At 73.7% G+C, this 23090-nt stretch carries 20 protein-coding genes and 1 tRNA gene; 10 read left to right on the forward strand and 11 right to left on the reverse strand.

The window, feature by feature from the left end; translation table 11 throughout:
• Positions 1–548 precede the first annotated feature (548 nt).
• The 3 genes from ACQ5SO_RS19235 to ACQ5SO_RS19245 all read left to right on the forward strand — a co-directional run bounded on the left by ACQ5SO_RS19235 (position 549) and on the right by ACQ5SO_RS19245 (position 4282).
• Positions 549–1982, forward strand: a complete 1434-nt coding sequence (locus tag ACQ5SO_RS19235; RefSeq protein ID WP_430943267.1) for a YcjX family protein — start codon at positions 549–551, stop codon at positions 1980–1982.
• Positions 1983–2106: 124 nt separating this feature from the next.
• The gene (locus ACQ5SO_RS19240; RefSeq protein WP_430943268.1) at positions 2107–3201 is read left to right on the forward strand and encodes a TIGR01620 family protein; all 1095 of its coding nucleotides are present in this window, start codon (positions 2107–2109) and stop codon (positions 3199–3201) included.
• Positions 3202–3316: 115 nt separating this feature from the next.
• Positions 3317–4282, forward strand: coding sequence for an alpha/beta fold hydrolase (locus ACQ5SO_RS19245; protein WP_430943269.1), 966 nt, complete (start codon positions 3317–3319; stop codon positions 4280–4282).
• A gap of 128 nt (positions 4283–4410) precedes the next feature.
• Here the strand turns inward: ACQ5SO_RS19245 and ACQ5SO_RS19250 are convergent, their stop codons facing one another.
• Positions 4411–5397: a hypothetical protein gene (locus ACQ5SO_RS19250; RefSeq protein WP_430943270.1), complete on the reverse strand. Its 987-nt coding sequence runs from the start codon at positions 5395–5397 to the stop codon at positions 4411–4413.
• A gap of 87 nt (positions 5398–5484) precedes the next feature.
• On the opposite strand from ACQ5SO_RS19250, the gene ACQ5SO_RS19255 reads away from it, so the two are divergent.
• A complete protein-coding gene (locus ACQ5SO_RS19255; RefSeq protein WP_430943271.1) occupies positions 5485–6381 on the forward strand; it encodes a LysR family transcriptional regulator in 897 nt (298 codons plus the stop codon).
• Positions 6382–6741: 360 nt separating this feature from the next.
• On the opposite strand, the gene msrP is transcribed toward ACQ5SO_RS19255, so the two are convergent.
• Positions 6742–7704, reverse strand: a complete 963-nt coding sequence (gene msrP, locus ACQ5SO_RS19260) for a protein-methionine-sulfoxide reductase catalytic subunit MsrP (RefSeq protein ID WP_430943272.1) — start codon at positions 7702–7704, stop codon at positions 6742–6744.
• Positions 7705–7852: 148 nt separating this feature from the next.
• Complete coding sequence (locus tag ACQ5SO_RS19265; protein ID WP_430943273.1) at positions 7853–8470, reverse strand: TetR/AcrR family transcriptional regulator; 618 nt, start codon at positions 8468–8470, stop codon at positions 7853–7855.
• 105 nt (positions 8471–8575) lie between these two features.
• Between ACQ5SO_RS19265 and ACQ5SO_RS19270 the strand changes: the two genes are divergently transcribed.
• On the forward strand, positions 8576–9133 hold the full coding sequence (locus ACQ5SO_RS19270) for a hypothetical protein (protein ID WP_430943274.1): 558 nt from the start codon (positions 8576–8578) through the stop codon (positions 9131–9133).
• A 108-nt stretch (positions 9134–9241) separates the two neighbouring features.
• Entirely contained in the window at positions 9242–9436 is a 195-nt protein-coding gene (locus tag ACQ5SO_RS19275; RefSeq protein ID WP_430943275.1) for a hypothetical protein, read from the forward strand.
• Positions 9437–9865: 429 nt separating this feature from the next.
• Here the strand turns inward: ACQ5SO_RS19275 and serB are convergent, their stop codons facing one another.
• Together serB and ACQ5SO_RS19285 are read right to left on the reverse strand one after the other, a co-directional pair.
• Positions 9866–10723, reverse strand: coding sequence for a phosphoserine phosphatase SerB (gene serB / locus ACQ5SO_RS19280; protein WP_430943276.1), 858 nt, complete (start codon positions 10721–10723; stop codon positions 9866–9868).
• A 102-nt stretch (positions 10724–10825) separates the two neighbouring features.
• Positions 10826–12205, reverse strand: a complete 1380-nt coding sequence (locus tag ACQ5SO_RS19285; RefSeq protein ID WP_430943277.1) for a class II 3-deoxy-7-phosphoheptulonate synthase — start codon at positions 12203–12205, stop codon at positions 10826–10828.
• A 167-nt stretch (positions 12206–12372) separates the two neighbouring features.
• Here ACQ5SO_RS19285 and ACQ5SO_RS19290 point away from each other — a divergent pair, with 167 nt between their 5' ends.
• Positions 12373–13458, forward strand: a complete 1086-nt coding sequence (locus ACQ5SO_RS19290) for a GlxA family transcriptional regulator (RefSeq protein ID WP_430943278.1) — start codon at positions 12373–12375, stop codon at positions 13456–13458.
• Between the two features lie 18 nt (positions 13459–13476).
• Here the strand turns inward: ACQ5SO_RS19290 and trpS are convergent, their stop codons facing one another.
• The 4 genes from trpS to ACQ5SO_RS19310 form a co-directional block, all read right to left on the reverse strand.
• The gene (gene trpS, locus ACQ5SO_RS19295) at positions 13477–14478 is read right to left on the reverse strand and encodes a tryptophan--tRNA ligase (RefSeq protein WP_430943279.1); all 1002 of its coding nucleotides are present in this window, start codon (positions 14476–14478) and stop codon (positions 13477–13479) included.
• A gap of 273 nt (positions 14479–14751) precedes the next feature.
• A tRNA-Pro gene (locus tag ACQ5SO_RS19300) sits at positions 14752–14828 on the reverse strand.
• A 60-nt stretch (positions 14829–14888) separates the two neighbouring features.
• Complete coding sequence (locus ACQ5SO_RS19305) at positions 14889–15413, reverse strand: DUF192 domain-containing protein (protein ID WP_430943280.1); 525 nt, start codon at positions 15411–15413, stop codon at positions 14889–14891.
• 68 nt (positions 15414–15481) lie between these two features.
• Entirely contained in the window at positions 15482–15982 is a 501-nt protein-coding gene (locus ACQ5SO_RS19310) for a cold-shock protein (protein ID WP_430943281.1), read from the reverse strand.
• Between the two features lie 463 nt (positions 15983–16445).
• On the opposite strand from ACQ5SO_RS19310, the gene ACQ5SO_RS19315 reads away from it, so the two are divergent.
• From ACQ5SO_RS19315 to ACQ5SO_RS19325, 3 genes are all read left to right on the forward strand, one after another.
• Positions 16446–17018: a hypothetical protein gene (locus ACQ5SO_RS19315; protein WP_430943282.1), complete on the forward strand. Its 573-nt coding sequence runs from the start codon at positions 16446–16448 to the stop codon at positions 17016–17018.
• Positions 17019–17195: 177 nt separating this feature from the next.
• Complete coding sequence (locus tag ACQ5SO_RS19320) at positions 17196–19016, forward strand: aminopeptidase P family protein (RefSeq protein WP_430943285.1); 1821 nt, start codon at positions 17196–17198, stop codon at positions 19014–19016.
• 59 nt (positions 19017–19075) lie between these two features.
• Complete coding sequence (locus tag ACQ5SO_RS19325; RefSeq protein ID WP_430943283.1) at positions 19076–19420, forward strand: DUF427 domain-containing protein; 345 nt, start codon at positions 19076–19078, stop codon at positions 19418–19420.
• Between the two features lie 456 nt (positions 19421–19876).
• On the opposite strand, the gene ACQ5SO_RS19330 is transcribed toward ACQ5SO_RS19325, so the two are convergent.
• Both ACQ5SO_RS19330 and ACQ5SO_RS19335 read right to left on the reverse strand, forming a co-directional pair.
• Positions 19877–20356, reverse strand: a complete 480-nt coding sequence (locus ACQ5SO_RS19330) for a hypothetical protein (RefSeq protein WP_430943284.1) — start codon at positions 20354–20356, stop codon at positions 19877–19879.
• 131 nt (positions 20357–20487) lie between these two features.
• Entirely contained in the window at positions 20488–22128 is a 1641-nt protein-coding gene (locus tag ACQ5SO_RS19335) for a chloride channel protein (protein ID WP_430943286.1), read from the reverse strand.
• Positions 22129–23090 lie beyond the last annotated feature (962 nt).

Genomic DNA, 23090 nt, shown 5'->3' on the forward strand with positions numbered 1-23090 from the left:
GGGGGAGAGGGGGGGGGGTAAAAGGGGGGGGGGGGGGAGGTGGGTTGGCCCGCGTTGTGGAAGCGGGGGAGGGGGGGGGGGGGGGGGAGCACCCCCCCCGCCCCCCCCCCCCCCGCACCCCCACCCTCCGCAAGCGGGGTTGCGCCTGGATCAGACGCAGGGAGGAACTGCGCAGGATTGGCCAGTTTCGCGCCCCCCGGTCCGCGCGCCACCTCGCCGCCCGCCAGAGGGCGGAGGCCGGGTCAAGGATCGCGCAGCGACCCGCGCAGCGGGCTTGTCCTTGACGCGGCCAGAGCCCGACCAACCCTCGGGACTGCGACCTGAAGGGAGGCCCCTCCCTTCAGGCGCTTCAAAGCAGGGTCCCCAACGCCCGCCCCCACGCACCGCCAATCCCACCCCGGGCGCCACTGACGCGCATCGGGGGCGTTCGAGGGGGCGCCGCCCCCTCGAGCGGGGGCTCCGGGGGCGGCAGCCCCCGCCTCCCCCCTCGAACGCGCACGTAAACTCCCTATATGTCCCCCACGCCCGCCGCCCCCGAAGGACTTCCCTTGAGCATCACCAGCCGCGCCCAGTCGCTTGCCGACGACATCATCCGCTATGCCGAGGACCTCGCCGAAGATGCGGCGAGCCTGACCGAGCCGACCATCCGCCTCGGCGTCACCGGCCTGAGCCGCGCGGGCAAGACCGTGTTCATCGCCGCCCTCGTCGCCAACCTGCTGGAGCGGGGCCGCATGACCGGCCTCGCCGCCGCCGCCGAGGGCCGGATCGACGCCGCCGCGCTGCGCCCGCACCCCGACCGCTCCGTCCCCCGTTTCGACTGGGAAGCGCATATGGACGCCCTGCGCGGCGCCGACCCGCACTGGCCCGAGGGCACGCGCCACGTCTCGCGCCTGCGGCTCTCGTTCCGCCTGAAACCCACCGGCTGGCTCGGGTCCCTCTCCGGCCCGCGCACGGTGCATCTCGACATCGTCGACTACCCGGGCGAATGGCTGCTCGACCTGCCGCTGCTGGAAAAACGCTTCCCCGACTGGTCCGCGCAGGCGCTGGCGGATGCGAAGGGCGGGCCGCGGGCCGCGCACGCGCAGGCCTGGCTCAAGGCCCTCGACGGCATCGACCCGAGCGCGCCGCATGACGAAGGCGCCGCCAAACGCCTCTCCGAAGCCTTCGCCGCCTATCTCGGCGCCGCCCGCCGCGCCGGGCTGTCGGGCCTCGCCCCGGGGCGCTTCCTGATGCCGGGGGAACTCGAGGGCTCCCCCGCCCTCGCCTTCTGCCCCCTGCCCCCGTCGAAGGCCCCGCGCGGCTCGCTCGCCGCGGAGTTCGACAAGCGGTTCGAGGCCTACAAGTCCGCCGTCATCCGCCCGTTCTTCCAGGACCATTTCGCCCGGCTCGACCGGCAGGTGGTGCTGGTGGACCTGCTCTCGGCCCTCGACGCCGGTCCCGCGGCGCTGGAGGACCTGCGCGGCGCGCTGGCGCGGATCCTCGAGGCGTTCCGTCCCGGCCAGACCTCCTGGCTCGGGCGGCTCCTCGGGACGCGGCGGATCGAGCGGATCCTGTTCTGCGCCACCAAGGCCGACCATATCCACCACTCCCAGCATGACCGCCTGTCCGCGCTGCTCTCGGCCCTGCTGCGCGAGGCCGCCGACCGGGCCTCGTTCCGCGGCGCGAAGGTCGAGACGCTGGCCATCGCGTCCCTGCGCGCGACGGTCGAGACCACGACGACGCACGAGGGGCGCGAGGTGGGCCTGGTGAAGGGCCGCCTGCTGCCCGACGGGCGGGTGGCGGCGGTGCATCCCGGGGACCTGCCGCGGGACCCCGAGGACGCCCTGCGCCTCGCCCGCGCGCAGGCGGCGGAATGGCCCGACGGCGGCTACCGCGCGCCGCCCTTCGCGCCGCCGGTGCTGGAGGCGCGCAAGGGCGAGGGACCGCCCCATATCCGCCTCGACCGCGCGGCGCAGTTCCTGTTCGGCGACGCGCTGGACTGATCTTCCGGACCGGCCTGCGGGACTGGCCTGCGGGACCGGCCTGCGGGACTGGCCTTCTGGACCGGCCCGCCGGACCGCCGCGCGGCCCCGCCGCCGCCCTGATTTGACGCGCAAGGAGATTGCCATGACCTCCGGCCCCATTCGCCAGGACGCCGAGACCGGCGCCGCGAAGCCCGCCAGACCTGCCCATGCCGCCCGCAGCGGGCCGATCCTGCTCGAAGACGACCTCGCCGCCATGGCGCCCGAGACGCCGTCCTCGCCGCAGGACGCCCCGCCGCCCCCCGACGCGCCCGAGGACCGCGCGGACGGCGCCGCCATGCGCCGCGCGGTGGCCGCCGCCGCGGCCTCGGGCGCCCCCGCCCCGGTCCGCTCCTGGGCCGGGCCGCTGCTGCGCTGGGCGCTGGGCGGCGCGCTGTCCCTCGCCGTCTCGGTGATGCTGTGGGATTTCGTGACCGGGATGCTCGCCCGCGCGCCCGTGCTCGGCTGGATCGCCGCGGCGCTGGTGGCGGGGGCGCTGCTCGGCGCCCTCGGGCTGGCCGCCGCCGAACTCGCCGGCCTCTCCCGCCTGCGCCGCTCGGGCGAGAGCCGCGCGCTGGCCGCCCGCGCGCTGGCCGCGCAGGACCGCCCCGGCGCGCTGGCCGCCCTGTCCGCGCTGCGCAAGCTCTGGGCCGGGCGCCCCGAGATGGCCTGGCCGCTGGAGCGGCTGGCCGAGCGGGAGCCGGAGCTTCTGGATGCCGAGGCGCTGATCTCCGAGGCCGAGCGCACCTGCCTCGCGCCCCTCGACGCCGCCGCGCGGGCCGAGGCGATCGAGAGCGCCCGCCGCGTCGCCGCCGCCACCGCCTTCGTGCCGGTCCCGGCGGCGGACGTGGCCGCGGCCCTGTGGCTGAACCTGCGCATGATCCGCCGCATCGCCGAGATTTATGGCGGGCGCTCGGGGACCGTCGGGTCCTGGCGGCTGTTCCGCTCGGTCGCCCAGCACCTCGCCGCCACCGGCGCGGTGGCGGTCGGGGACGACCTGATCGGCCCGGCGCTGGGGGGCGGGGCGCTGGCCAAGATCTCCCGCCGCTTCGGCGAGGGGGTGGTCAACGGCGCCCTCACCGCCCGCGTCGGCGCCGCGGCGATCGAGGTCTGCCGGCCGCTGCCCTTCCACGCGGTCGAGAAGCCGCGGGCCAGGTCGCTGGTGGGGGCGGCGCTGTCGGAGTGGAAGACGAAGGACTGATGCGCCGTTGCGGGGGGCTTCCCCCCCCCGAGCCCCCCGACCAGGGGGAGAACCCCCTGGAGCCCCCCTTTTTTCGGGGCTGGGAATAGGTGAGGGCAGGTCTATTTTCTGCGGCATGACCGAGAACGCATCCCTCTCGCGCCGCACGCTGATGTCCACCGCCGGCGCCGCCGCGCTCGCCGCCTGCGCGCCCGCCGATTACGCCCGCCGGGCCGAGGCCCGCTGGCCGCCTGAGGGCGATTTCACCGAGGCCGAGGGCCTGCGCATCCATCACCTCCTGCGCGGCCCCGAGGGCGCGCCCCCGGCGGTGCTGCTCCACGGCGCCACCGGCAACCTGCGGGACTTCAGCTTCGACCTTCTGGACCGCGTGGCCGCGGCGGGGTTCCGCGCGGTGGCCTTCGACCGGCCCGGCCTCGGCTATTCCGACCGCCCGGCGCCGGAGGCCGAGCCCTGGCGCCCCGCCACCCAGGCCCGCATCCTGCGCGCCGCCGCCGCGAAGCTGGGGCTGGCGGAGAACGCCGTGGTCATCGGCCATTCCTGGGGCGCCTCGGTCGCCATGGCCTGGGCGCTGCAGGCGCCCGAAGCGACCCGCGGCGTGGTCACCATCGGCGGCGCCACCATGCCCTGGGACAAGTCCGAGGGGCTGCTGGACCCGATCCTCGAATCCGCCCCCGCCACGGCCCTCAAGGGCGCGCTGGCCCGCGCCATGATCGGCCTCGACGGCGGCGAGGAGGTGGCCGAGCGGATCTTCAAACCCCAGGCCGCCCCCGAGGGCTATATCGCCCATGTCGGCGGCCCGCTGATCCTGCGACCGGCCAGCTTCCGCGCCAATTCCCAGGACATCGACCGCCTCCACGGCGCCCTGGCCGAGCAGGCGCAGGGCTACGCGGCGCTGGACGTGCCCGTCCGGGCGCTGCACGGGGCCGAGGACGAGATCACCTGGCCCTCGATCCACGCGACGGGCATGGCCGCCCTGCTGCCCCGGGGCGAGGCGCGGATCGTGGACGGGATCGGCCACATGCTCCACCACGCCCGGCCCGACCTGGTGATGGACGCGCTGGCCGAGGTGACGGCGGCCTGACGCCCCGACCCGGCCCCGGCGAAGCCCCGCCCCGGCCCGAGCGACGCGCCCGGCGGCGCAGCCGCCTCCGCCCGCGAGGCGGGGGCGCGCGCCCCCTCCGAGCGGGCGGACGCGCCCCGAGCGGGCCCTTACCGGAACGGCTGGATCGCCGTGGCCACCGTGCGCAGCGACACCGCCGCCGCGGCGGTCTTCTGCGCCGCCGGGCCGCAGACCTCCCGCTTCACGATATAACCGCGCGCGCATTGCACGGCGGCGAGGAAATCCGCCCCCTCCGCCTCGGCCGCCGCCTTCCACTCGCCGAACCGGCCCGAGCGCTGCAGGTCCTCGACCAGGCCCAGAAGCTCGGCGCATTCCACGCCCTGCCCGCGCAGCGCCTCGCCGCGCTGCTCCGAGGCCAGCCGCCCGTCGGCGCCGCACAGCTTCCACAGCACGTCCGCATGCACCATCGGGTAAAGCCGCATCATCGTGCGGTACCGCGCGCCGATGGCCGAGAAGCCGCGGCTCACCCCCTCGGGCGACCAGAAGGAATAGCTCGCCAGGAACACGTCCGGGTCCACCACCCGGTCGGCGCGGTCCGGCTCGGGCTGGTACAGCTCGGGCTGCGCCGGCGGGGCCAGCCCGTCGCGCAGGAAGGTCATCTCGCGCGAGGCGCGCTCGATCGGCTGCCCGTCCTCGTCCAGCGGCAGCGCGATGGCGACCAGCCCCGAGGGCGCTGCGTCGAGGCGCAGGAACACCTGGCTGTCCGGGAAGGCCAGCACCGCCTCGATGCCGCCGCCGACCCAGGCCCCGCCGAACCGCGCCTCGGCGCCGTTCGAATCGATGAACAGCCCCGCCGGGTCCCCGGCCGGGTCGCCCTGCTCGACCTCGATCCGCATGCCGCGCGCGTCGCCGAGGCCGAAATACCCGCCCGACAGGTCCTCGGCCCGCGCCGCCCCGCCGATGACCAGCGCCAGCGCGCAGCAGACCAGCGCCAGCACCGCGCCGCGCAGGCCCCGACCGGTCCCGGACGCGCCGCCGCGGCCTCCGAAACCCGACCCCGCCTGTCGCAGAAGGGCGACGCCTCGCCGCAGATCGCGCCCGGCATTCACCTCGCCGACACTCTCAGTCTTTACCACGCTTGCACCCTCCACCATTTATGTTGCAGCTGCGAATATCACCACACGCGCCCGCGCTGGCGCATCCTAGTGCAGGAGACGCCCCTGATGCCCATGGATTGGGACAAGCTCCGCGTTTTTCACGCCGTCGCCGACGCGGGGAGCCTCACCCACGCGGGCGAAACCCTTCACCTGAGCCAATCCGCCGTCAGCCGCCAGATCCGCGGGCTGGAGGAAGGGGTCGGCGCGCCCCTGTTCCACCGCCACGCGCGCGGCCTTCTGCTGACCGAACAGGGCGAGATCCTGTTCGAGGCGACGCGCGAGATGATGAAGCAGCTCGACAGCGCCTCGGCCCGCATAAAGGATGTGCGCGACGACGTCGACGGCGAGCTTCGGGTGACCACCACCATGGGCTTCGGCGCCATGTGGCTCAGCCCCCGCCTCGACAAGATGTTCGCCGACTACCCGCAGCTCGATTTCCACCTTCTGCTGACCGAAGAAGTGCTCGACCTGCCGATGCGCCAGGCCGACGTCGCGATCCGGCTGAAGGAGCCGAACCAGGCCGACCTGATCCGCCGCCGGCTGTTCTCGCTCAAGTTCCGCTTCTACGCCTCGCATGCCTATCTCGACCGGATGGGAACCCCGCAGAGCGCGGAGGACCTGGCCGAGCACCGGATCATCGGCTTCAGCCCCGACGCCGCCCAGGTCTCGGCCGGGCAGGAATGGTTCAAGCCCTTCTACCAGGCCCACAAGGGCGGCAAGATGACGGTGAACACCTATTTCGGCCTGTTCGAGGCGGCGCGCGCGGGCCTCGGCGTCTGCGCCCTGCCCGATTACCTGACCCGCGGGTCGGACGACCTGGTGAACGTGCTGCCGGAGCTGGCGTCCGAGCCGACGGCGGCCTGGTTCGTCTATCCGACCGAACTGCGCCGGTCCCGCCGCGTCGCCGCGTTCCGCGATTTCGTGATGGCGGAGCTCGAGGCCGACGGGCTGCTGGCCGGCTGAAGACGCGGGCGGCCCGGTCCCGGCCGCCCGCACCGCAAACCCGCCCCAATAAAGCGTGAATACGACGCCATGCACAATCGTCATGGCCGGGTTGCGACATGCGACATTGGAATCACTTGCCCGTTTCAGGGTGCATCCTTATATCGAGCCTCGTAAGCGCGGCACGGCAACACCTGTTGCCACTCGGCCACGCTTGCACCTCCCTGTTGGACTTGGCCGAGCTTCGTGCTCGGCTTTTTTTTTGCGCCGCCGCCCGGCGCGGCTGCGGCGCCCAGGTGCAAGGGAGGGCGGGCGAGATGCAGAAGGGCCCCGCGGCGCGCACCGCGGGGCCCTTGCACGTCCCGGGACGACCGGCCCCCTTCACATCCAGAGCGCGCGGCCGAGGTCTTCCTTGCCCTTGTAGAGATGCGCGACCTCCTCGCCATAGCCGTTGAACAGCTGGGTGGGGATCTTCTCATCCGTCCCGAGCACCCGCTCGCGCGCCTGCGACCAGCGCGGATGCGGCACCTCGGGGTTCACATTGGCCCAGAACCCGTATTCCGAGGCCTGAAGCTCCTCCCAGAACCCCACGGGGCGGTCGGCGGTGAAGCTGATGCGGGTGATGGATTTCAGGGACTTGAAGCCGAATTTCCACGGCAGGTGCAGGCGCATCGGCGCGCCGAACTGCTTGTGGAGGGTCTTGCCATAGGCGCCGGTGACCATGAACGGCAGCGGGTTCATCGCCTCCTCGATCGTCACGCCCTCGGTATACGGCCAGGGATACCAGCGCTGGCGCAGGCCCGGCATGGCGTCGCGGTCGGCGGCGGTCTCGAAGCGCACGAATTTCGCGTCGGAGGTCGGCTCGGCCAGCTTCACCAGCTCGGCCAGGGGGAAGCCGATCCAGGGGACCACCATCGACCAGGCCTCGACGCAGCGGTGGCGGTAGACGCGCTCCTCCACCGGCATCTTCTTGACCAGGTCCTCGAAGCCGATGCGCTGGGGGTGGGCGCAGAGCCCGTCGATCTCCACCGTCCAGGGATCGGATTTGAGCGCCTGCGCGGCCGAGGCGATCTTCTTGTGCGACCCGAACTCGTAGAAATTGTTGTAGGCGGCGTTGACCCGTTCGCGCGTCACCGGGCGGCCGGCATCGGCATAGGCGGGGTTTCGCGGCGCCTCGGGGGTCCAGGGGATCTCGGCCGGGCGGGCCTCGGCGGCCCCCGGCGCGGCGGCCAGCGCGGCCGCCCCGACGGCGCCCGCCAGGAAGGCGCGGCGGTTCATGAAAACGCTCTCGGGCGTCGCGGCGCTTTCGGACAGATGCCAGGAGGGGCGGCGGATGTAATGCATGTCGGCCTCTTCTCTTGTCGCGGACGTTTCGCTTCCCTGCACCCCGATACATGCGCGGGGGGCGCGGTCCGGTCCAATCAAGCCCGGGTGACAGGATGGTAACATTCGCGGCCCCGAGGCGCGCAAGGCCCCCCCCCGGGCGGCCCGCTCAGACCTCCTCGGCCAGCTCCGAGCCGCGCACCACCGCGTCCACCAGCCCAACCACCTCGGCCTCCAGCAGCTCGCGCGGGACGCCCACGACGCTCTTGCCCAGCGCCAGGTGGACGACGCCGTGGACCGCGGCGAACAGGGTCCGCGCCCGCAGCACCAGCGCCTGCGGCGGCAGGTCCGGGCGCACCCGGGCCAGCGGCTCCACGATCAGCTCGATCAACACCGCGTGGTTGCGCAGGTGCCATTCGGGCCACTCGGTGTCCTCGTCCGGCAGGCGGTGCTCGAACAGCGCCGTCCACAGCCGCCGGTTCTCCGAGGCGAAGGCGACGTAAGACACGGCGAGGGCGCGGAATTTCTCGGCCGCCGTGGCCTCGCGCCCCGGGGCGGCGGCCTTCAGCGCCGCGCCCATGCGCAGGAGCGTGCGCGAGTTCACGTGGACGATCAGCATGTCGAGATCGTCGAACGCGTTGTAGAGCGCGCCCACGGCGCAGCCCGCCTCGGCCGTCACTTCGCGCGCCTTCAGGCCCCTCAGCCCCTTCTCGGCGATCTGCGCCTCGGCGGCGTCGATGAGGCGCTCCTGCAGGGCGGCGCGCTTCTCTTCACGGGTGGTCGGCAATCGATGTCCTAACTTTCCGTGAACGCAGTTCAAAAAAGTGCTTGAACGGCGTTCAGTGATCTGGCACAAACTTCTTGAACGATGTTCATAGACGGGGTGGCGGCCATGTTCAAGAAACTGGCGCAGATGATCAGAGGGAATTCCGCAGGGCGGGCGACGCCCGAGGCGACGCAGGCGGCCGACCGGCTCGCCGCCGCCAAGCGCTCCGCCGCCGCCGCCGCCGCGATGCAGGAGCGCGAGCGCCGCGCCGAGGCCCGGCTGGCCCGCCGCATCGCCGAGATCGAGCGCCGCGCCGCCGCCGCCCTGGCGGTGAGGGCGACCCCCGAGGTGCATGATTTCGCCATGCACATCGCGCGGCTCGAGGCCGAGCGCGCCGCCGCCTTCGCCGCCTGGGAAGGCTGGCGCGACGAGGCCCGGCGCGCCCGGGCCGAGGCGGCCCGCGAGGCCGACGCGCTGCGGGCGCTGACCGGCGCCGCCGGGGCCCGCCCCGTCGGTCGCCGCCGGCCCCGCCCCGCCCCGCGCCGCGCCCCGCGCGCGGTCATCGAAGCGTATGCCGAGGCGGGGGCCGCAACGCCCCGCCCCGGCCCCGAGAGGGCCCCCGTTCCGGGCCTGCGTCCCGCGTCCAAGCCCGCGAAGGGCCTGCCGGAAGGTTTCCCGGCCTAGCCCCTTCGCCGAACCAGACAGACCCCTCGCGCGTTCCGCGCGTGCAGCGGCGGCCCCCCGTCCTGCGCGCCCGGGGAAGGCGTGCCCGGGGACAAGGAGCGCATTGAGATGTTCGAGATTACCGAGAGAAGACAGTCCCCGAGCCTGGGCCGCATCTGCACCGGCTGCGCCGCCCTCGGGGCCGCGATCGCCATGGGCGCCGGCGCGCTGCTGCTCGCCCCCTCCGCCGCCCTCCAGGGCTTCGACGGGCGCGACGACGCGCGGCTGTTCCATCGCGGGGACCAGGTCGGCGTCTTCCGCTGAGACCGGCGTCGGGCGCGGGGGCCGCATCGGGACCCCGCCCCGCCGCTGCAGGCCGGATCGCCCGCATTTCCGGGCGGACGGCCGAAGGGCGACGTTTTCCTGTCGCGTCGCCCCACACCCAGCGGCCCGTATTTCCAGAGGCCGCGCACACAGGGGGGAGGGCCGAGGTCTTCCCGCCGCAACGGGGCTCCCGGATTTTGAAGGGAGCGCCATCGGGGGCGGCGCGTCTGGGGGCGCGGCGCCCCCACCCTGCCACGGGGCGCCGGATTGCAGCGCGCCCCTTCGGCCCGCCCCGGACGCGCCGTTCAAGCGTTCCCGGCGGGCGCACGGGCCGGGACATTGCCGTCCCGCCCGCGGGGGCGTCGCGCTGGGGTTCGCGGCGCCCCCTTTTTTGCGCGCCGGGGGCGCGGCGGGGGCGCGGCGGGCGCCTCAGCCCCGCACGATCTCGGCGTCGCCGATGCCCTGCAGGTGCAGCAGCGCGCTCAGGTCCGACATCCGCAGGCACGCATCCGCGCCCGCCTCCAGCGCCGGTTTGGCGCGATACGCCACGCCCAGACCCGCCGCCTCGACCATCGACAGGTCGTTGGCGCCGTCGCCCACCGCGATCACGTCCGCGCGCCCGTAGCCGCCCTCGGCGCAGAGCCGGTCCAGCGCCTCGAGCTTGGCCGCGCGCCCGAGGATCGGGACCCCCGGCGCGCCGGTCAGCTTGCCGTCAGCTTCCAGCAGCGTGTTGGCCTGATTGACCTGGAACCCGGCCTCCTCCGCGACGCGGGCGGTGAAGAAGGTGAAGCCGCCCGAGACCAGCGCGGTCATGGCGCCGAGCGCGTTCATCGTCTTCACCAGCGCCGCCGCGCCGGGGTTCAGGCGCACCCGCTCGGCATAGACCTGCTCCAGCGTCTCCACCGGCAGGCCCTTCAAAAGGCCGACCCGCTCGCGCAGCGCGCCCTCGAAATCGAGCTCGCCGCGCATCGCCGCCTCGGTGATCGCGGCGACCTGCTCGCCCACCCCGGCGAAATCGGCGATCTCGTCGATGCATTCGACCGGGATCATGGTGCTGTCCATGTCCGCGATCAGCAGCTTCTTGCGCCGATTCGCCAGCGCGATTCGGTTCACGTCCGCCTGCCCCTTCAGCACGGCGCGGGCGCGGGCGAAGGCGCCCTCGTCCGCCGCGGCCTCCACCGCCCGGTCATCGAGCCGGCGCGGCGCGGCGCCGGTCGCCTCGGCCAGCAGCTGCGCGAGGGCGTCGGACACGCCCGCTTCATGGGTGACGACGGCGACATGGGTCATGGGGGGCCTCGGGTCGGTGATCGGGGGCCGCGGCGGGGCGGCGGACATGGAAAGGGGGCCGCGCGGACGCGGCCCCCGGGGTCTTTCCGGCGCCTGCGGGGATCAGCCCGCGACGGCGGCGGCCGCGTCGGCGCGGTGCTGTTCCTCGAGCTCGGCGGCCAGCAGGAAGGCCAGCTCCAGCGCCTGGGCGGCGTTGAGGCGCGGATCGCAGGCGGTGTGGTAGCGGTCGGCGAGGTTCTCGTCCGTCACGTCGCGCAGGCCGCCCGTGCACTCGGTCACGTCCTTGCCGGTCATCTCGAAATGCACGCCGCCCGGATAGGCGCCCTCGGCGCGGCAGATGGCGAAGAACTCCTTCACCTCCTGGCGCACGCGCTCGAAGGGCCGGGTCTTGTAGCCCGAGGCCGACTTGATGGTGTTGCCGTGCATCGGGTCGCAGGACCAGACGACCTTGCGGCCCTCGGACTGCACCGCGCGGATCAGCTCGGGCAGCTTGTCGCCGACCTTGCCGGCGCCGAAGCGGCCGATCAGGGTCAGGCGCCCGGCGGTGTTGTCGGGGTTGAGCCGGTCGATGATGCGCAGCAGGTCGTCGGCCTCCATCGACGGGCCCGCCTTCAGGCCGATCGGGTTGATCACGCCGCGGCAGAACTCGATATGCGCGCCGTCGAGCTGCCGGGTGCGGTCGCCGATCCACAGCATGTGCCCCGAGCCCGCGACCGGCTTGCCGGTGATGGAGTCGGTGCGGGTCAGCGCCTGCTCGTATTCCAGCAGCAGCGCCTCGTGCGAGGTGTAGAAGTCGACGCGCTTCATCCGCTCGGCGTTGGACGGGTTGATCCCCGCCGCGGTCATGAAGTCGAGCGCCGAGGAGATGCGCTGCGCGAGCTCCGCGTACTGCTCCGACCCCGGGGTGCCCTGCGCGAAGGCGAGGTTCCACGAATGCACGCGGGTGATGTCCGCGTAGCCGCCCTGGCTGAAGGCGCGCAGCAGGTTCAGCGAGGCCGCGGCCTGGGTGTAGGCCTGCAGCATCCGGTCCGGGTCGGGGATCCGCGCCTCGGGGGTGAAGTCGAACCCGTTGACGATGTCGCCGCGGTAGGAGGGCAGCTCCTGCCCGCCCACGGTTTCCGTGGGGGCCGAGCGCGGCTTGGCGAACTGGCCGGCCATGCGGCCCACCTTCACCACCGGCACCTTGGCGCCGAAGGTCAGCACGATCGCCATCTGCAGCAGCACCCGGAAGGTGTCGCGGATGTTGTCGGCGCTGAATTCGGCGAAGCTTTCGGCGCAATCGCCGCCCTGCAGCAGGAACCCGCGGCCCTCGGCCACTTCGCCGAGCGCCGAGGTCAGCTGCCGGGCCTCGCCGGCAAAGACCAGCGGGGGATACGAGGCGAGCTTCTCCGTCACGGATTTCAGCTTCGCCGGGTCGGTATACTCCGGCATCTGAAGCCCTTCATGCGAACGCCAGCTGTCGGCGGTCCAGGCATGGGTCATGATGCGGTCTCCATTGGTCGCGAGATTGCGGCGCCGCCCGTATAACGTCCCCAACGCCCTCTGGCCAGCGCGGCGGCCCCGTTGCAGCGCGAAATCCGCTTGACCCCGGCGCCCCCGGGCCGCACTGCTTTTCCCCTCAGTCACCCACCCGGATGGAGAAGGCCAAGATGCAGAGCGGCGCATCGCAGGATACCAAGCCCGTCGTGTTCGTGCTGCTCGACAGGTTCACGCTCCTCGCGTTCGCCGCGTCCATCGAACCCTTGCGCCTTGCGAACCGCACGGCCGAACGGTCGCTGTACGACCTGTCGGTGGTGTCGGAAAGCGGCGCGCCGGTCACCGCCTCCTGCGGGGTGGAGATCAAGGTCGACGGCGCCCTGCCCGACTGCCCCTCGGGGGCGATGATCGTGGTCTGCGGCGGCACCGACGTGGGCCGCGCCGTCACCCGGCCGCTGATGAACTGGCTGCGGCGCGAGGCGCGGCGCGGCGTGTCGCTCTGCGCCGTCGACACCGGCGCCCAGGCGCTGGCCGCCTCGGGGCTGCTCGACGGGCGCAAGGCCACCATCCACTGGGAGAACCGCGAGGGCTTCGCCGAGGCCTTCGACGAGGTCGAGCTGTCCAGCCGCATCTTCGTGATCGACGGCGAGCGGATGACGGCGGCGGGCGGCCTTGCGGCCACCGACCTGATGCTGCGCCTGATCTCGCTCCAGCACGGGCCCGAGCTCGGCTCCGAGGTCTCGGACCAGATGGTCTACACCGCCCCGCGCACCGACACCGAGAACCAGCGCCTGTCGACCCCGGCGCGGATCGGCGTGCGCCACCCCAAGCTGAGCCGCGTCATCGCGCTGATGCACGAGCATATCGAGGACCCGCTTTCGGCCGCCGCGCTGGCGCAGGCCGTCGGCATGTCCACCCGGCAGCTGGAGCGCCTGTTCCGCCGCTATCTCGACCGCTCGCCCAAGCGCTATTACCTCGAGCTGCGGCTGGAGAAGGCCCGCCGCCTGCTGCTGCAGACCGACATGAGCGTCATTTCCGTGGCGCTGGCCTGCGGCTTCACCAGCCCGTCGCATTTCTCCAAGTGCTATCGCAGCCAGTATGGGCGCACCCCGTACCGGGAGCGCGGCGTGGTCGACGCCGATGCGCGCGGCCAGTCCAGCGGCCCGCGCGGCGCGACGCTGGTGGCGCTGCCCGACGGCGCGCTGGAGGTCGAGGCGGACGACCTGCCCGAGGACGAGGACGACGACGCGGAGGCGTGACCCCCCGCGCCGCCCTGCTCACAGCCGGAACAGCCCCAGCGCCGCGGTCACCGCGTCCTTGGTCGCCTCGGTCCGCGCGCGCGCCCGCTCGGTGCCCTCGCGGATCACCCGGGTCACGTGGCCCGGGTCGCGCGCCAGCCGGGCGCGTTCCTCGCGGATCGGGGCGAGGAGCGCCTGCAGGATCTCCTCGAGCCGCTTCTTGATCGCCCCGTCGCCGAGCCCGCCCGCGCGGTAGCGCGCCTTCAACGCCTCGACCTCCGCCTTGTCGGGATCGAAGGCGTCGAGCCAGGCGAAGACCACGTTCCCCTCGACCCGCCCCGGATCCTCGATCCGCAGGTGGCCCGGATCGGTGAACATGGCCCGCACCGCGGCGCGGATTTCGTCCGGCGCGGCCGAGAGGCGCAGCGCCCCGCCGCCCGATTTCGACATCTTCGCCGTGCCGTCGACGCTGGGCAGGCGCCCGGCTTCGGGGATCACGGCGCGCGCCTCGGGCAGCACCTCGGCGCCCGCGACGGCGTTGATGCGGCGGGCGATTTCATTGGTCTGCTCGATCAGCGGGGCCTGGTCGGCGCCGACGGGGACCACGGTGGCGCGAAAGCCGGTGATGTCGGCGGCCTGCGCGGCCGGGTAGCACAGGAAGCCCGCCGGGATGTCGCGCCCGAAGCCGCGGGCGCGGATCTCGTCCTTGATGGTCGGGTTCCGCTCCAGCCGCGCGACGGTGACGAAGTTGAGATAGAGCATCGACAGCTCGGCCAGCGCCGGCAGGTGCGATTGCAGGCAGATCGTGCTGCGCGCCGGATCGATCCCGACGGCGAGGTAATCCATCGCCACCTCCAGCACGTTGCGGGCCGTGCGGGCCGGGTCCTGGGCGTTGTCGGTCAGCGCCTGCGCGTCGGCGAGCAGCAGGAACTGTTCGTGATCGTCCTGCATTTTCAGCCGGTTGGCGAGCGATCCGGCGTAGTGGCCGACATGCAGCGGGCCGGTGGTGCGGTCCCCGGTCAGGATGACGGGTCGGGTCATTGGGCGTGTCCTCGGGTTCAGGGAGGAGGCGCCGCGCGCGGGGGGACCGGATTGCAGGGATGTGAAACGCAAGAGGCCGCCCGGGCGGCGGCCTCTGGATGCATGGGTCTACGTCCGGCCGCCGTGTCAGGGGGCCGGCCACCAGCAGGTCGCGGGGGCGGTGACGTGTTCCATGGCGCGCAGGGGTAGGGCCTGCGCCGCGCGGCGTCAATGGCCCCGTGCGCGGCGGCGCCGACGGGGCCGCCTGTCGGACCGCCGATGATGTCGGGAAGCTGGTCGGGGCGGCGAGATTCGAACTCGCGGCCTTCGGCACCCAAAGCCGACGCGCTACCAGGCTGCGCTACGCCCCGTCCGCGCCCCTGATACGGGGCCGCGCGGCGCTTGCCAAGCGCCGCCCGCGCCGCGGGGGCTCAGCCGGGCGCCTGCCCGGCGCAGGGCCAGGCGGCGTCCGGCCCGAAGGCGGGGTGGCGCAGCTCGGTCCCCGGCCCGAGGCCGAGCGCGGCCGAAAGCCCGGCGTTGATCTCCAGCACCGCGCGCACGGGTTCGCCCGAGGGCATCAGGCGCTCGGAGAACGGGACCGCGTTCTCGTGGATCTTCACCACCGTCCCGCTGTCGTCCACGAACACCAGGTCGAGCGCGAGGATGGTGTTGCGCATCCAGAAGGCGACGGGCCGGGGCGGGTCGAACACGAACAGCATCCCGGCGTCGCGGGCCATGGTTTCGCGGTGCATCAGCCCGCGGGCCCGGGATTCGGGGGTGTCGGCGATCTCCACCGCGAATCGCGTCGCGCCGCCGGGGCCGCGCAGGTCCACCACGTCCGGCGCGCAGGCCGGGCGGGCGGCGACGGCTGCGCCGGGCCCCTGCCCCGCGACATCGGCGGCGGCCGGGGACGGCGCCCCGGCGGCGACGGCGAGCGCGCAGAGCGCCGCGGACAAGACGAGGGCGCCGCGCGCAGGCCTGCGCGCGGCGCCCTTCGCCGCAGTCAACATCTCGAACACCGGCTTCACTGCTGTTCGGCCAGGTCTTCCCAGCGGCAGATCTCTCCGGCCATGGCGCCGCGCGGGCCTTTCACCAGGCGCACGCAGATCGCCTCGCCCGGCTGCAGGTCGGCTATGCCGAACCGGCGCAGCGTTTCCATGTGCACGAAGATGTCGTCCGGCCTGCGGAACACGTTCACGAAGCCGAAGCCCTTCTGCTTGTTGAACCACTTGACCCGGGCGGGGAGGAAATCCCCCTCCGGCTCATTCTTCGCGGCGATCTCGGTCGGCCGGTCCGAGCGCTCTTGCGACTCTTCCTCGGCCTGATCGATGCTCACCAGCTCCGTCGCCTGGAAGCCGCGTTCCGTGCGGATCGCGACCATCGAGACCGAGCTTCCCTCGTCGAGTTTGGCGAGCCCGGCGGCGCGCACGCACTGGGCGTGGATCATGACGTCAGGACCGCCGTCGGCGGTCGTCACGAAACCATAGCCCTTGTCTGCGTCGTACCACTTGACTCTGCCTGACACCAGGCGAGAGACCTTGACGACTTCTCCAGTCAATACGCCCCCCGAACGACCTTGCTTACGGGTACCTTCATCCAGCATTCAGGCATACGACCTTCCCACATGTCGATGCAAGCCATGCCGGGGGCAACCACGCGATGTTTCCCCTGAGGAGAGGATAATGACAGAAGTGCGCCCCGACGAACAGTGCCGTCGACGATTTCGCACTGCGGCGTGGCTTCTCACCATGCTCGCAGGCCCCCTGATGGCATGCACACAGATAACAAAAGATGAAGGCGCCGCAATTCAACGCCGCTTCAACGTCTTGCCGCCTGGAATTTCTTCACCCCATGCGCAAACGCCCCAAGATATTGAAAAAACATCTAAAATTGCACAGGACCTGGCCGCCCGCCCCCTGCGCGGGCGCGGCCTGGGACCCCGGGAAATCCCGCTTCTGTGGGGCGCGCCCGAGGGGCGGGCCTTCCTCGTGACCCCTGTTCCGCGGGCCTTCGCGCTCGGCGATCCGCCCGAAATCTGCCCCTCCCGGGTCGCCGCGGCGGGCGGGCAGGACGTCGCAGAGGCCGCCGCGGCGGCGCTGCGGGGCTGCTTCGCGGACCTCTCGCGGGCCGAAGCGCCCGCGGAATGCGGCTGCCGAATCGTCGCCGCCGACCGCGCGCTCACCGCCCCGCCGGCCGATTTCGCCTATGCGCCCGGCGTCTCCACCTGGATCAAGTCGCCCGAGCTGGGCCTCGACCTGCTGGTCGCCGCGCATGAAACCGTCACCCCCTCGGGCGCCCGCCGCCTGCAGGTGGTCGGCGATCCGCACATGACCATCACCGCCGATCTCGGCCCCGACGGCCGGGCCGAGCTGCTGATCGAACGCACGGGCCGCCCGCCGCTGCTGCTCACCGGAACCCACCGCCCCGAGGGGCTGCGCCGCGGGCGCTTCGCCGAACGCGCCTGGCTGACCGATCCCGAGGGGCGGGACGCCATCCTGCTTTCGGGCTACGAGCCGCTGGAATTCGCCATGCGCCGCGGAGAACTTCTTTCCACGAAGTGAATTGCGGCGAAGGCGCGGCGATTTCGCGCTTCCCCTCGGGCGCCGCTCCGGCCTAGCCTGCGCGCGATCCGCCGTTCCGCCCTGCGGAGGCGGCCGACCGCGCCTGCCGCGCCCCCCACGCCCCGGGCCCCCGGGCCCTTCGCCCCCTCACGACCGGATGCCGCCATGACCCGCCCCATGCTGCAAAGCTTCGACGCCCGCGCCGACGGCGCCGCCGGTCCGGCGCGCCTCGCCGCCCTGCGCGCGACGCTGGACGAAGCGGGGCTGGCGGGCTTCATGGTCCCGCGCGCCGACGCCCACATGGGCGAGAACGTCGCCCCGCGGGACGAGCGGCTGGCCTGGCTGACGGGCTTCACCGGCTCGGCGGGCTTCTGCATCGCCGGGGCGCGCGAGGCGGCGCTGTTCGTCGACGGGCGCTACACGCTCCAGGCCGCGCAGCAGACCGCCGCCGAGGCCTTCACCGTGGTGTTCTCGGCCGAGACCCCGCCCGAGAAGTGGCTGGAATCCCATGCGCAGGCGGGCGAGCGCTGGGCCTATGATCCGTGGCTGCACCCGCGGGCCGAGATCGACCGGCTGACCCGCGCGGCCGAGGCGGCGGGCGCCGTGCTGGTTCCCCATGCCAACCTCGTGGACGCGATCTGGGAGGATCAGCCGGCGCCGCCCGCCGTCCCGGCGACGCCCCATGACGTGGCGCTGGCGGGGCGGACCTCCGCCGACAAGCGCCGGGCGCTGGGCGAAGACCTCGCGGCCGCGAAGCTTCATGCCGCCGCCATCACCCTGCCCGACAGCATCGCCTGGCTGCTCAACATCCGCGGCGGCGACGCGGCGCGGATGCCCGCGGTCCATGCCTTCGCGCTCCTCCACCGGGACGGGCGCGTGGCGCTGTTCGCGGACCCGGCGAAATTCGGCCCGGAGGTGCGCGCGCATCTCGGGAACGAGATCATGATCGAGCCGCCCGAGGCCTTCGAGGCCGCGCTCGACGCGCTGCGCGGCGCCCGGGTGGCGGTGGACAAGGACAGCGCCCCCGCGGCGGTCTCGGACCGCCTCGTCGCCACCGGGGCCGAGGTGGTCTGGCGGCGCGACCCGTGCATCCTGCCGAAAGCCTGCAAGACGCCCGAGGAGCTGGACGGCTCCCGCGCCGCCCACCGGCGCGACGGCGCGGCGATGGCGAACTTCCTGCACTGGCTCGACGGCGCGCTGGAGGGGGTCCGCACCGGCGCCCGCCTGACCGAGATCGAGGTGGTGGAGGCGCTGGAGGGCTTCCGGGCCGAAACCGGCGCCCTGGCCGACATCAGCTTCGAGACGATCTGCGGCGCCGGGCCGAACGGCGCCATCGTCCATTACCGGGTGACGCGCGAGAGCGACCGCGCGGTGACCCCGGACAGCCTGCTGCTGATCGACAGCGGCGGGCAGTATCGCGACGGGACCACCGACATCACTCGCACCGTCTTCACCGGCGGGACCGCGCCGGAGGGCGCCGCCATCGCCTATACCGCCGTGCTGCGCGGGATGATCGAGCTCGCCGCCGCCCGCTGGCCCGAGGGGCTGGAGGGACGCCATCTCGACGCCCTCGCCCGCGCGCCGCTCTGGGCCGAGGGGCTGGATTACGACCACGGCACCGGCCACGGCGTCGGCGCCTATCTCGGCGTCCACGAAGGCCCCGCCTCCCTCTCGCGCCGCTCGGCCGAGCCGATCCGCCCCGGCATGATCCTCTCGGACGAGCCCGGCTGCTACCGCGCCGGCGCCTGGGGGATCCGCATCGAGAACCTCGTGACCGTCACGCCCCCCGCCATCCCCGGGGACGGCGAGCGGGCGATGCTGGCCTTCGAAACCCTGACCCTGGCCCCGATCGATCGCGCGCTGATCCTGCCCGATCGCCTGGGGCCCGACGCCCGCGCCTGGCTCGACGCCTATCACGCGCGGGTCCTGGCCGAGATCGGCCCCCTTGTCGGCGCGGACGTGCGCGCCTGGCTCACCGACGCCTGCGCGCCGCTCTGACCGCTTCCGAAGGGACGCGGCGCGGCCCCGGCGCCATCCAACATCCGAAGGACCTGACCATGAACGACGACAGCCTGACCATCGCGCCCGTGGGCGGCGTGATCGCGGTGCGCGCCGGCGGCGCGGTGCTGGCCGAAAGCTCCGAGGCGCTGGCCGCGACCGCCCCGGGGGCCGAGGCGCCGGTGCACTGGCTTCCCATGGCCGACGCCTCGCTGTTCCTCGACCGCACCGAGCAGATCCGGGACATTCCCGGCGTCGGCGCCGCGCGCGGCTATGACATCAACGCCAAGAGCGGCCCGATCCCGCTGGCCGCCTGGGCGCTCGAAGCCCCCGCGGCCGGCGCCGAGGCGCTGAAGGACCACGTGTTCTTCGAGGGCGAGCGGGTGGCGGTGGAGCGTCTCTGACGCGCCCCTGCCCCGCACCGACCCGGGCGACCGGGGCGACGACGGGCAAGCGGCCCGCCGGGACATCCCGGCGGGCCGCTTCGCGTTCCGGCCCCCGCGCGCGGCGTCGGCGACGTTGCGCGGCGCGCGGGCCGCGCGCGCTCATATTACGGGCATCGCATGTGGTGGATCGGGGCGCACGCCCGTGCCGGAGAGGCGGCGCCCCCGCCGCCTCTCCGCGCCTCCTCCCCGTCGGTGGACAGCGCGCCCCACGCGCTCCCCCAATTGGAACGTCCGACGACGGTCCGGAGGCCATCCCCGGCGGCGGGAATCGCCATGCCGTGGACCGGTGTCATGACATAAACGCAAGATGAACCCGCATACAACTGCAGGTTCACACTGCACTCGTATTTTTTACCAAGACGCGTGCGTCCGGCGACTCGGAGCGCGGGATGGCGGAGGCTCAACCCCACGGGCTCAGCCGCCGATGAACTCCCCGCAATCCATCAACATGCCGAGCAGAAGGCGCCCGTCAGGGGCCGGCGCGCCGCGGCGCGCGCCGCCGGCGTCGATCACGGCGACGCCCCCGTCCAGCAGCGCAAGTCGCAGCGCGCCGGCCCCGCCCAACGCCACCCGCAGCGCGGGCGCGCCCGACAGGGACGCCGCCTCGGCGGTCGCGCCCGGCAGCGCGCAGCCCGCCAGGGTCTCGACCGTCCCGCCCGCCCCCGCATCGCCCGAGAGCGTCAGCTCGGCCGTCCAGGCGGCCCCCAGCGTGTAACGCTGCACGAGGCCCCCGGTCTCGGCCCGCGCCTCGCAGGCCCCGTTCCCCGGCGCGACGGCGACCGCCCAGGCCCCGGCCCGCCCGAAGGGCGCGCCGGACGCCCCCGCCTCGGCCTCCGGGGCCGCGAGGACGGCGCAGGCGAGAAGACAGGCCGCGGCGGAAAAGCGGGTGCGCATGGAAAAGCTCCGGGAACTGGGGAGAGGACGCGGCGGCGGGGCCGCGCAGGTTCAATTGACAGTATGAAGATGTAAAACCCGCCCCCGGGATGCGCCTTCCCGTCGCGCCCCGCCCGGCCCCGGGGCCGCCTTCAGGAATGCTCTTCCTGGTGCAGGGCGACCAGCTTGCGGTTGTAAGCCTTGAGCGCGTCGGTGTGGAACACCGCGCCGATCAACTCCTGCTCGCCCTCCGGGCCTTCATCGACCACCGGCAGGAAGGCGGCGTTCATCCGGTCGAACATCGGCAGCGCCCGCTGCAGCGTGTCGTGGCGCGAGAGGTAGGCGCCCTGCTCCACCAGCTGCCAGCAGGCGCTGTCCGAGGCGCCGTTATCCGCCCCGCGCACCCGCATCACGTCGCGCACCGAGATGGCGCCGGGGATCCAGCCCTGCGCCCCCTCGGCCAGGTGCACGTCCCGGTGCTCGAGCTGCGTGAGGAAGAAGGACTTGTGGACCAGCCGCGCCGCCACCACGACCGCCATCGATACCGAGGCCATCACCGCGATCCCCGCCTGCCAGTCGCCCGTCAGCTCGAAGATGATCATGGTGGTGGAGACGGGCGCCCCCAGCACCGCCGCCGCCAGCGCCCCGGTCCCGGCCAGGGCGTAGAGCGATTGCGACCCCCAGTCGCCCGGGAACACCTCGGTCGCGACATAGCCGAAGGCGAGGCCGGTGAAGGCGCCCAGCATCAGCGAGGGCGAGAAGATCCCGCCCCCCATCCGCCCCGCGAAGGTCAGCGCGACGGCGATCACCTTGACGATTGCGAAGACCACCGCCTCCCACATCACCAGGTCCGAGGTGAGGGCGCGCGAGGTGGTCTCGTACCCCACGCCGATGATGTGCGGGAACCAGATCGCCAGCAGCCCCAGCAGCAGCCCCGAGACGCCCGGGCGCAGCCAGCGAGGCATCCCCGTCCAGCGCTGCACCCGGTCGCCCACCGCCTCGGCGAAGAACACCGCCCGCATCATCGCCACCGCCACCAGCCCGCAGACGAGGCCGAGGATCAGGAAGGCCGGAAGCTCGGTGTAGAAGGCGAGGTCGGGGTCGGGCAGCTTGAATTCCGTCACGTCCCCGAGATGCAGGCGCGACACCACCGCCCCCGCGATCGAGGCGATGACGATCGGCGGGAAGGCGTGCAGCGCGAAGTGGCGCAGCACCACCTCCATCGCGAACAGCGCCCCGGCGATGGGGGCGTTGAAGCTCGCCGACACCGCCGCGGCCACGGCGCAGCCCAGCAGGTCGCGCCCGCGCAGCTGGCTCGCGTCGATGCGCGTGCTGATCCAGGAGGAGATCAGGGCCGCGAGGTGCACCACCGGCCCCTCGCGCCCCGTCGAGCCGCCGGTGGACAGGGTGATGAGCGAGGCGAGCGCCGAGGCCCGCCCGTGGCCGCGGTCCAGCCGCCCGCCCTTCAGCGCCGCCGCCTCGATCACGTGGGCGACGGACTCGGCCTTTCCGTCCCGGGTGAACCAGTGAAGGATCAGCCCGACGGCGAGGCCGCCGAGCACCGGGACCGAGAGGACGGTGATCCAGTTCAGCCCTTCCAGGGTGGAATGCAGCCGGTGGTCATCGGCCCCGTAGATCCAGGTCTGCAGCGTGGCGATGGCGAGGCGGAAGCCCACGGCGGCATATCCCGAGGCGATGCCGAGCACGAGCGCCATCAGCCAGAACTGCAGCGCCGAGGGCCCCTCGCGGCGCAGGGTGTCGCGGGCGCGCTGGATTGAATCGCGCAGCTCCATCCGGCCGCGGCGCAGGCGGGTCCGCAGCGCGACGACGAGGCGCCGGGGCGCGCGGCGCGGGTCGTGCGCGGCGGCGGATGCGGCGGCGGATGCGGCCTGCGCGGCGTCCGAGGCGGCATGGGCGGCGTCCTCGGCCAGGTGCTCGGCCGAGCGCAGCAGGCGGGCGGCGGCGGCGACGTCGCGGTCGATCTCGTCCGGCGCGGCGGCGGGGGCGGATTCGGGGTCCCCGGCGGCGGGGTCAGGGTCGGCCGGATCCGCGGCGGCGGGGTCCCCGGCGGCGTCTTCATCCGCGGCCTGCGCGGCGGCGCCGTCCTGCGGGGCCGCGGCGCCCGGTTCGGCGTCGGCGGGGGGCGCGCCCCCGGCGGCGTCCCCGGCGGCGGCGGAGGCTGGATCGGGGGAGGCTGGATCGGCGGAGGCTGGATCGGCTTCCCCGCCGGCGGCCGCGCGCGTTTCGTCGGGCCCGCCCCTCGGCGTGCCCTCCGTCGACTGGTCCGGCTTGTCCGGCCCCTCGGCCACCCCGTCCTCCGGCGCTGGTTTCCCCCGCGGCGCGATGCGCGCGCGTTCACGTCACTTAGCGCCCCCGGGCGATGCGACGCAAGGCGCGCCCGCCGCCGCCGCGCATCGCCGGGCGGGGCGGCGGGCCGGGGGCGCGGGCGGCGGGTGCGGGCCGAGGGAGTGGGCCGTGGATGCGGGGCGTTGATGCGGGGCCCGGGCCGGGCTCGGTCCGAAAGGTCAGCCCCCCCCGGAACGCGGACGGCCGCCCGCCGGGGGGCGGACGGCCGTCTCTGGCGCGTGCGGCGGGCCGGGACCCGTGGCTCCGTCCCGGCGGAGCCGTCACGCGCGGGCCGCGGCGGGGGGGGGGGGGGGGGGGGGGGGGGGGGGGGGGGGGGGGGGGGGGGGGGGGGGGGGTGAGGGGAAGGGGGGGTGGCTCAGGGTACGAGATATTATCTCCCCCCCCACCC

Source organism: Rhodovulum sp. DZ06 (assembly GCF_050586345.1).
In the GTDB taxonomy this organism is placed as follows: Bacteria; Pseudomonadota; Alphaproteobacteria; order Rhodobacterales; family Rhodobacteraceae; genus JBOCEF01.

What these genes read in the sequence shown, in the direction of transcription:
- ACQ5SO_RS19240 (WP_430943268.1), top strand. Translation starts at nt 2,107, where the DNA reads ATGACCTCCGGCCCCATTCGCCAGGACGCCGAGACCGGCGCCGCGAAG.
- ACQ5SO_RS19245 (WP_430943269.1), top strand. Translation starts at nt 3,317, where the DNA reads ATGACCGAGAACGCATCCCTCTCGCGCCGCACGCTGATGTCCACCGCC.
- ACQ5SO_RS19255 (WP_430943271.1), top strand. Translation starts at nt 5,485, where the DNA reads ATGCCCATGGATTGGGACAAGCTCCGCGTTTTTCACGCCGTCGCCGAC.
- msrP (WP_430943272.1), bottom strand. Translation starts at nt 7,704, where the DNA reads ATGCATTACATCCGCCGCCCCTCCTGGCATCTGTCCGAAAGCGCCGCG.
- ACQ5SO_RS19270 (WP_430943274.1), top strand. Translation starts at nt 8,576, where the DNA reads ATGTTCAAGAAACTGGCGCAGATGATCAGAGGGAATTCCGCAGGGCGG.
- ACQ5SO_RS19275 (WP_430943275.1), top strand. Translation starts at nt 9,242, where the DNA reads ATGTTCGAGATTACCGAGAGAAGACAGTCCCCGAGCCTGGGCCGCATC.
- serB (WP_430943276.1), bottom strand. Translation starts at nt 10,723, where the DNA reads ATGACCCATGTCGCCGTCGTCACCCATGAAGCGGGCGTGTCCGACGCC.
- ACQ5SO_RS19285 (WP_430943277.1), bottom strand. Translation starts at nt 12,205, where the DNA reads ATGACCCATGCCTGGACCGCCGACAGCTGGCGTTCGCATGAAGGGCTT.
- ACQ5SO_RS19290 (WP_430943278.1), top strand. Translation starts at nt 12,373, where the DNA reads ATGCAGAGCGGCGCATCGCAGGATACCAAGCCCGTCGTGTTCGTGCTG.
- trpS (WP_430943279.1), bottom strand. Translation starts at nt 14,478, where the DNA reads ATGACCCGACCCGTCATCCTGACCGGGGACCGCACCACCGGCCCGCTG.
- ACQ5SO_RS19320 (WP_430943285.1), top strand. Translation starts at nt 17,196, where the DNA reads ATGCTGCAAAGCTTCGACGCCCGCGCCGACGGCGCCGCCGGTCCGGCG.
- ACQ5SO_RS19325 (WP_430943283.1), top strand. Translation starts at nt 19,076, where the DNA reads ATGAACGACGACAGCCTGACCATCGCGCCCGTGGGCGGCGTGATCGCG.
- ACQ5SO_RS19330 (WP_430943284.1), bottom strand. Translation starts at nt 20,356, where the DNA reads ATGCGCACCCGCTTTTCCGCCGCGGCCTGTCTTCTCGCCTGCGCCGTC.
- ACQ5SO_RS19335 (WP_430943286.1), bottom strand. Translation starts at nt 22,128, where the DNA reads ATGGAGCTGCGCGATTCAATCCAGCGCGCCCGCGACACCCTGCGCCGC.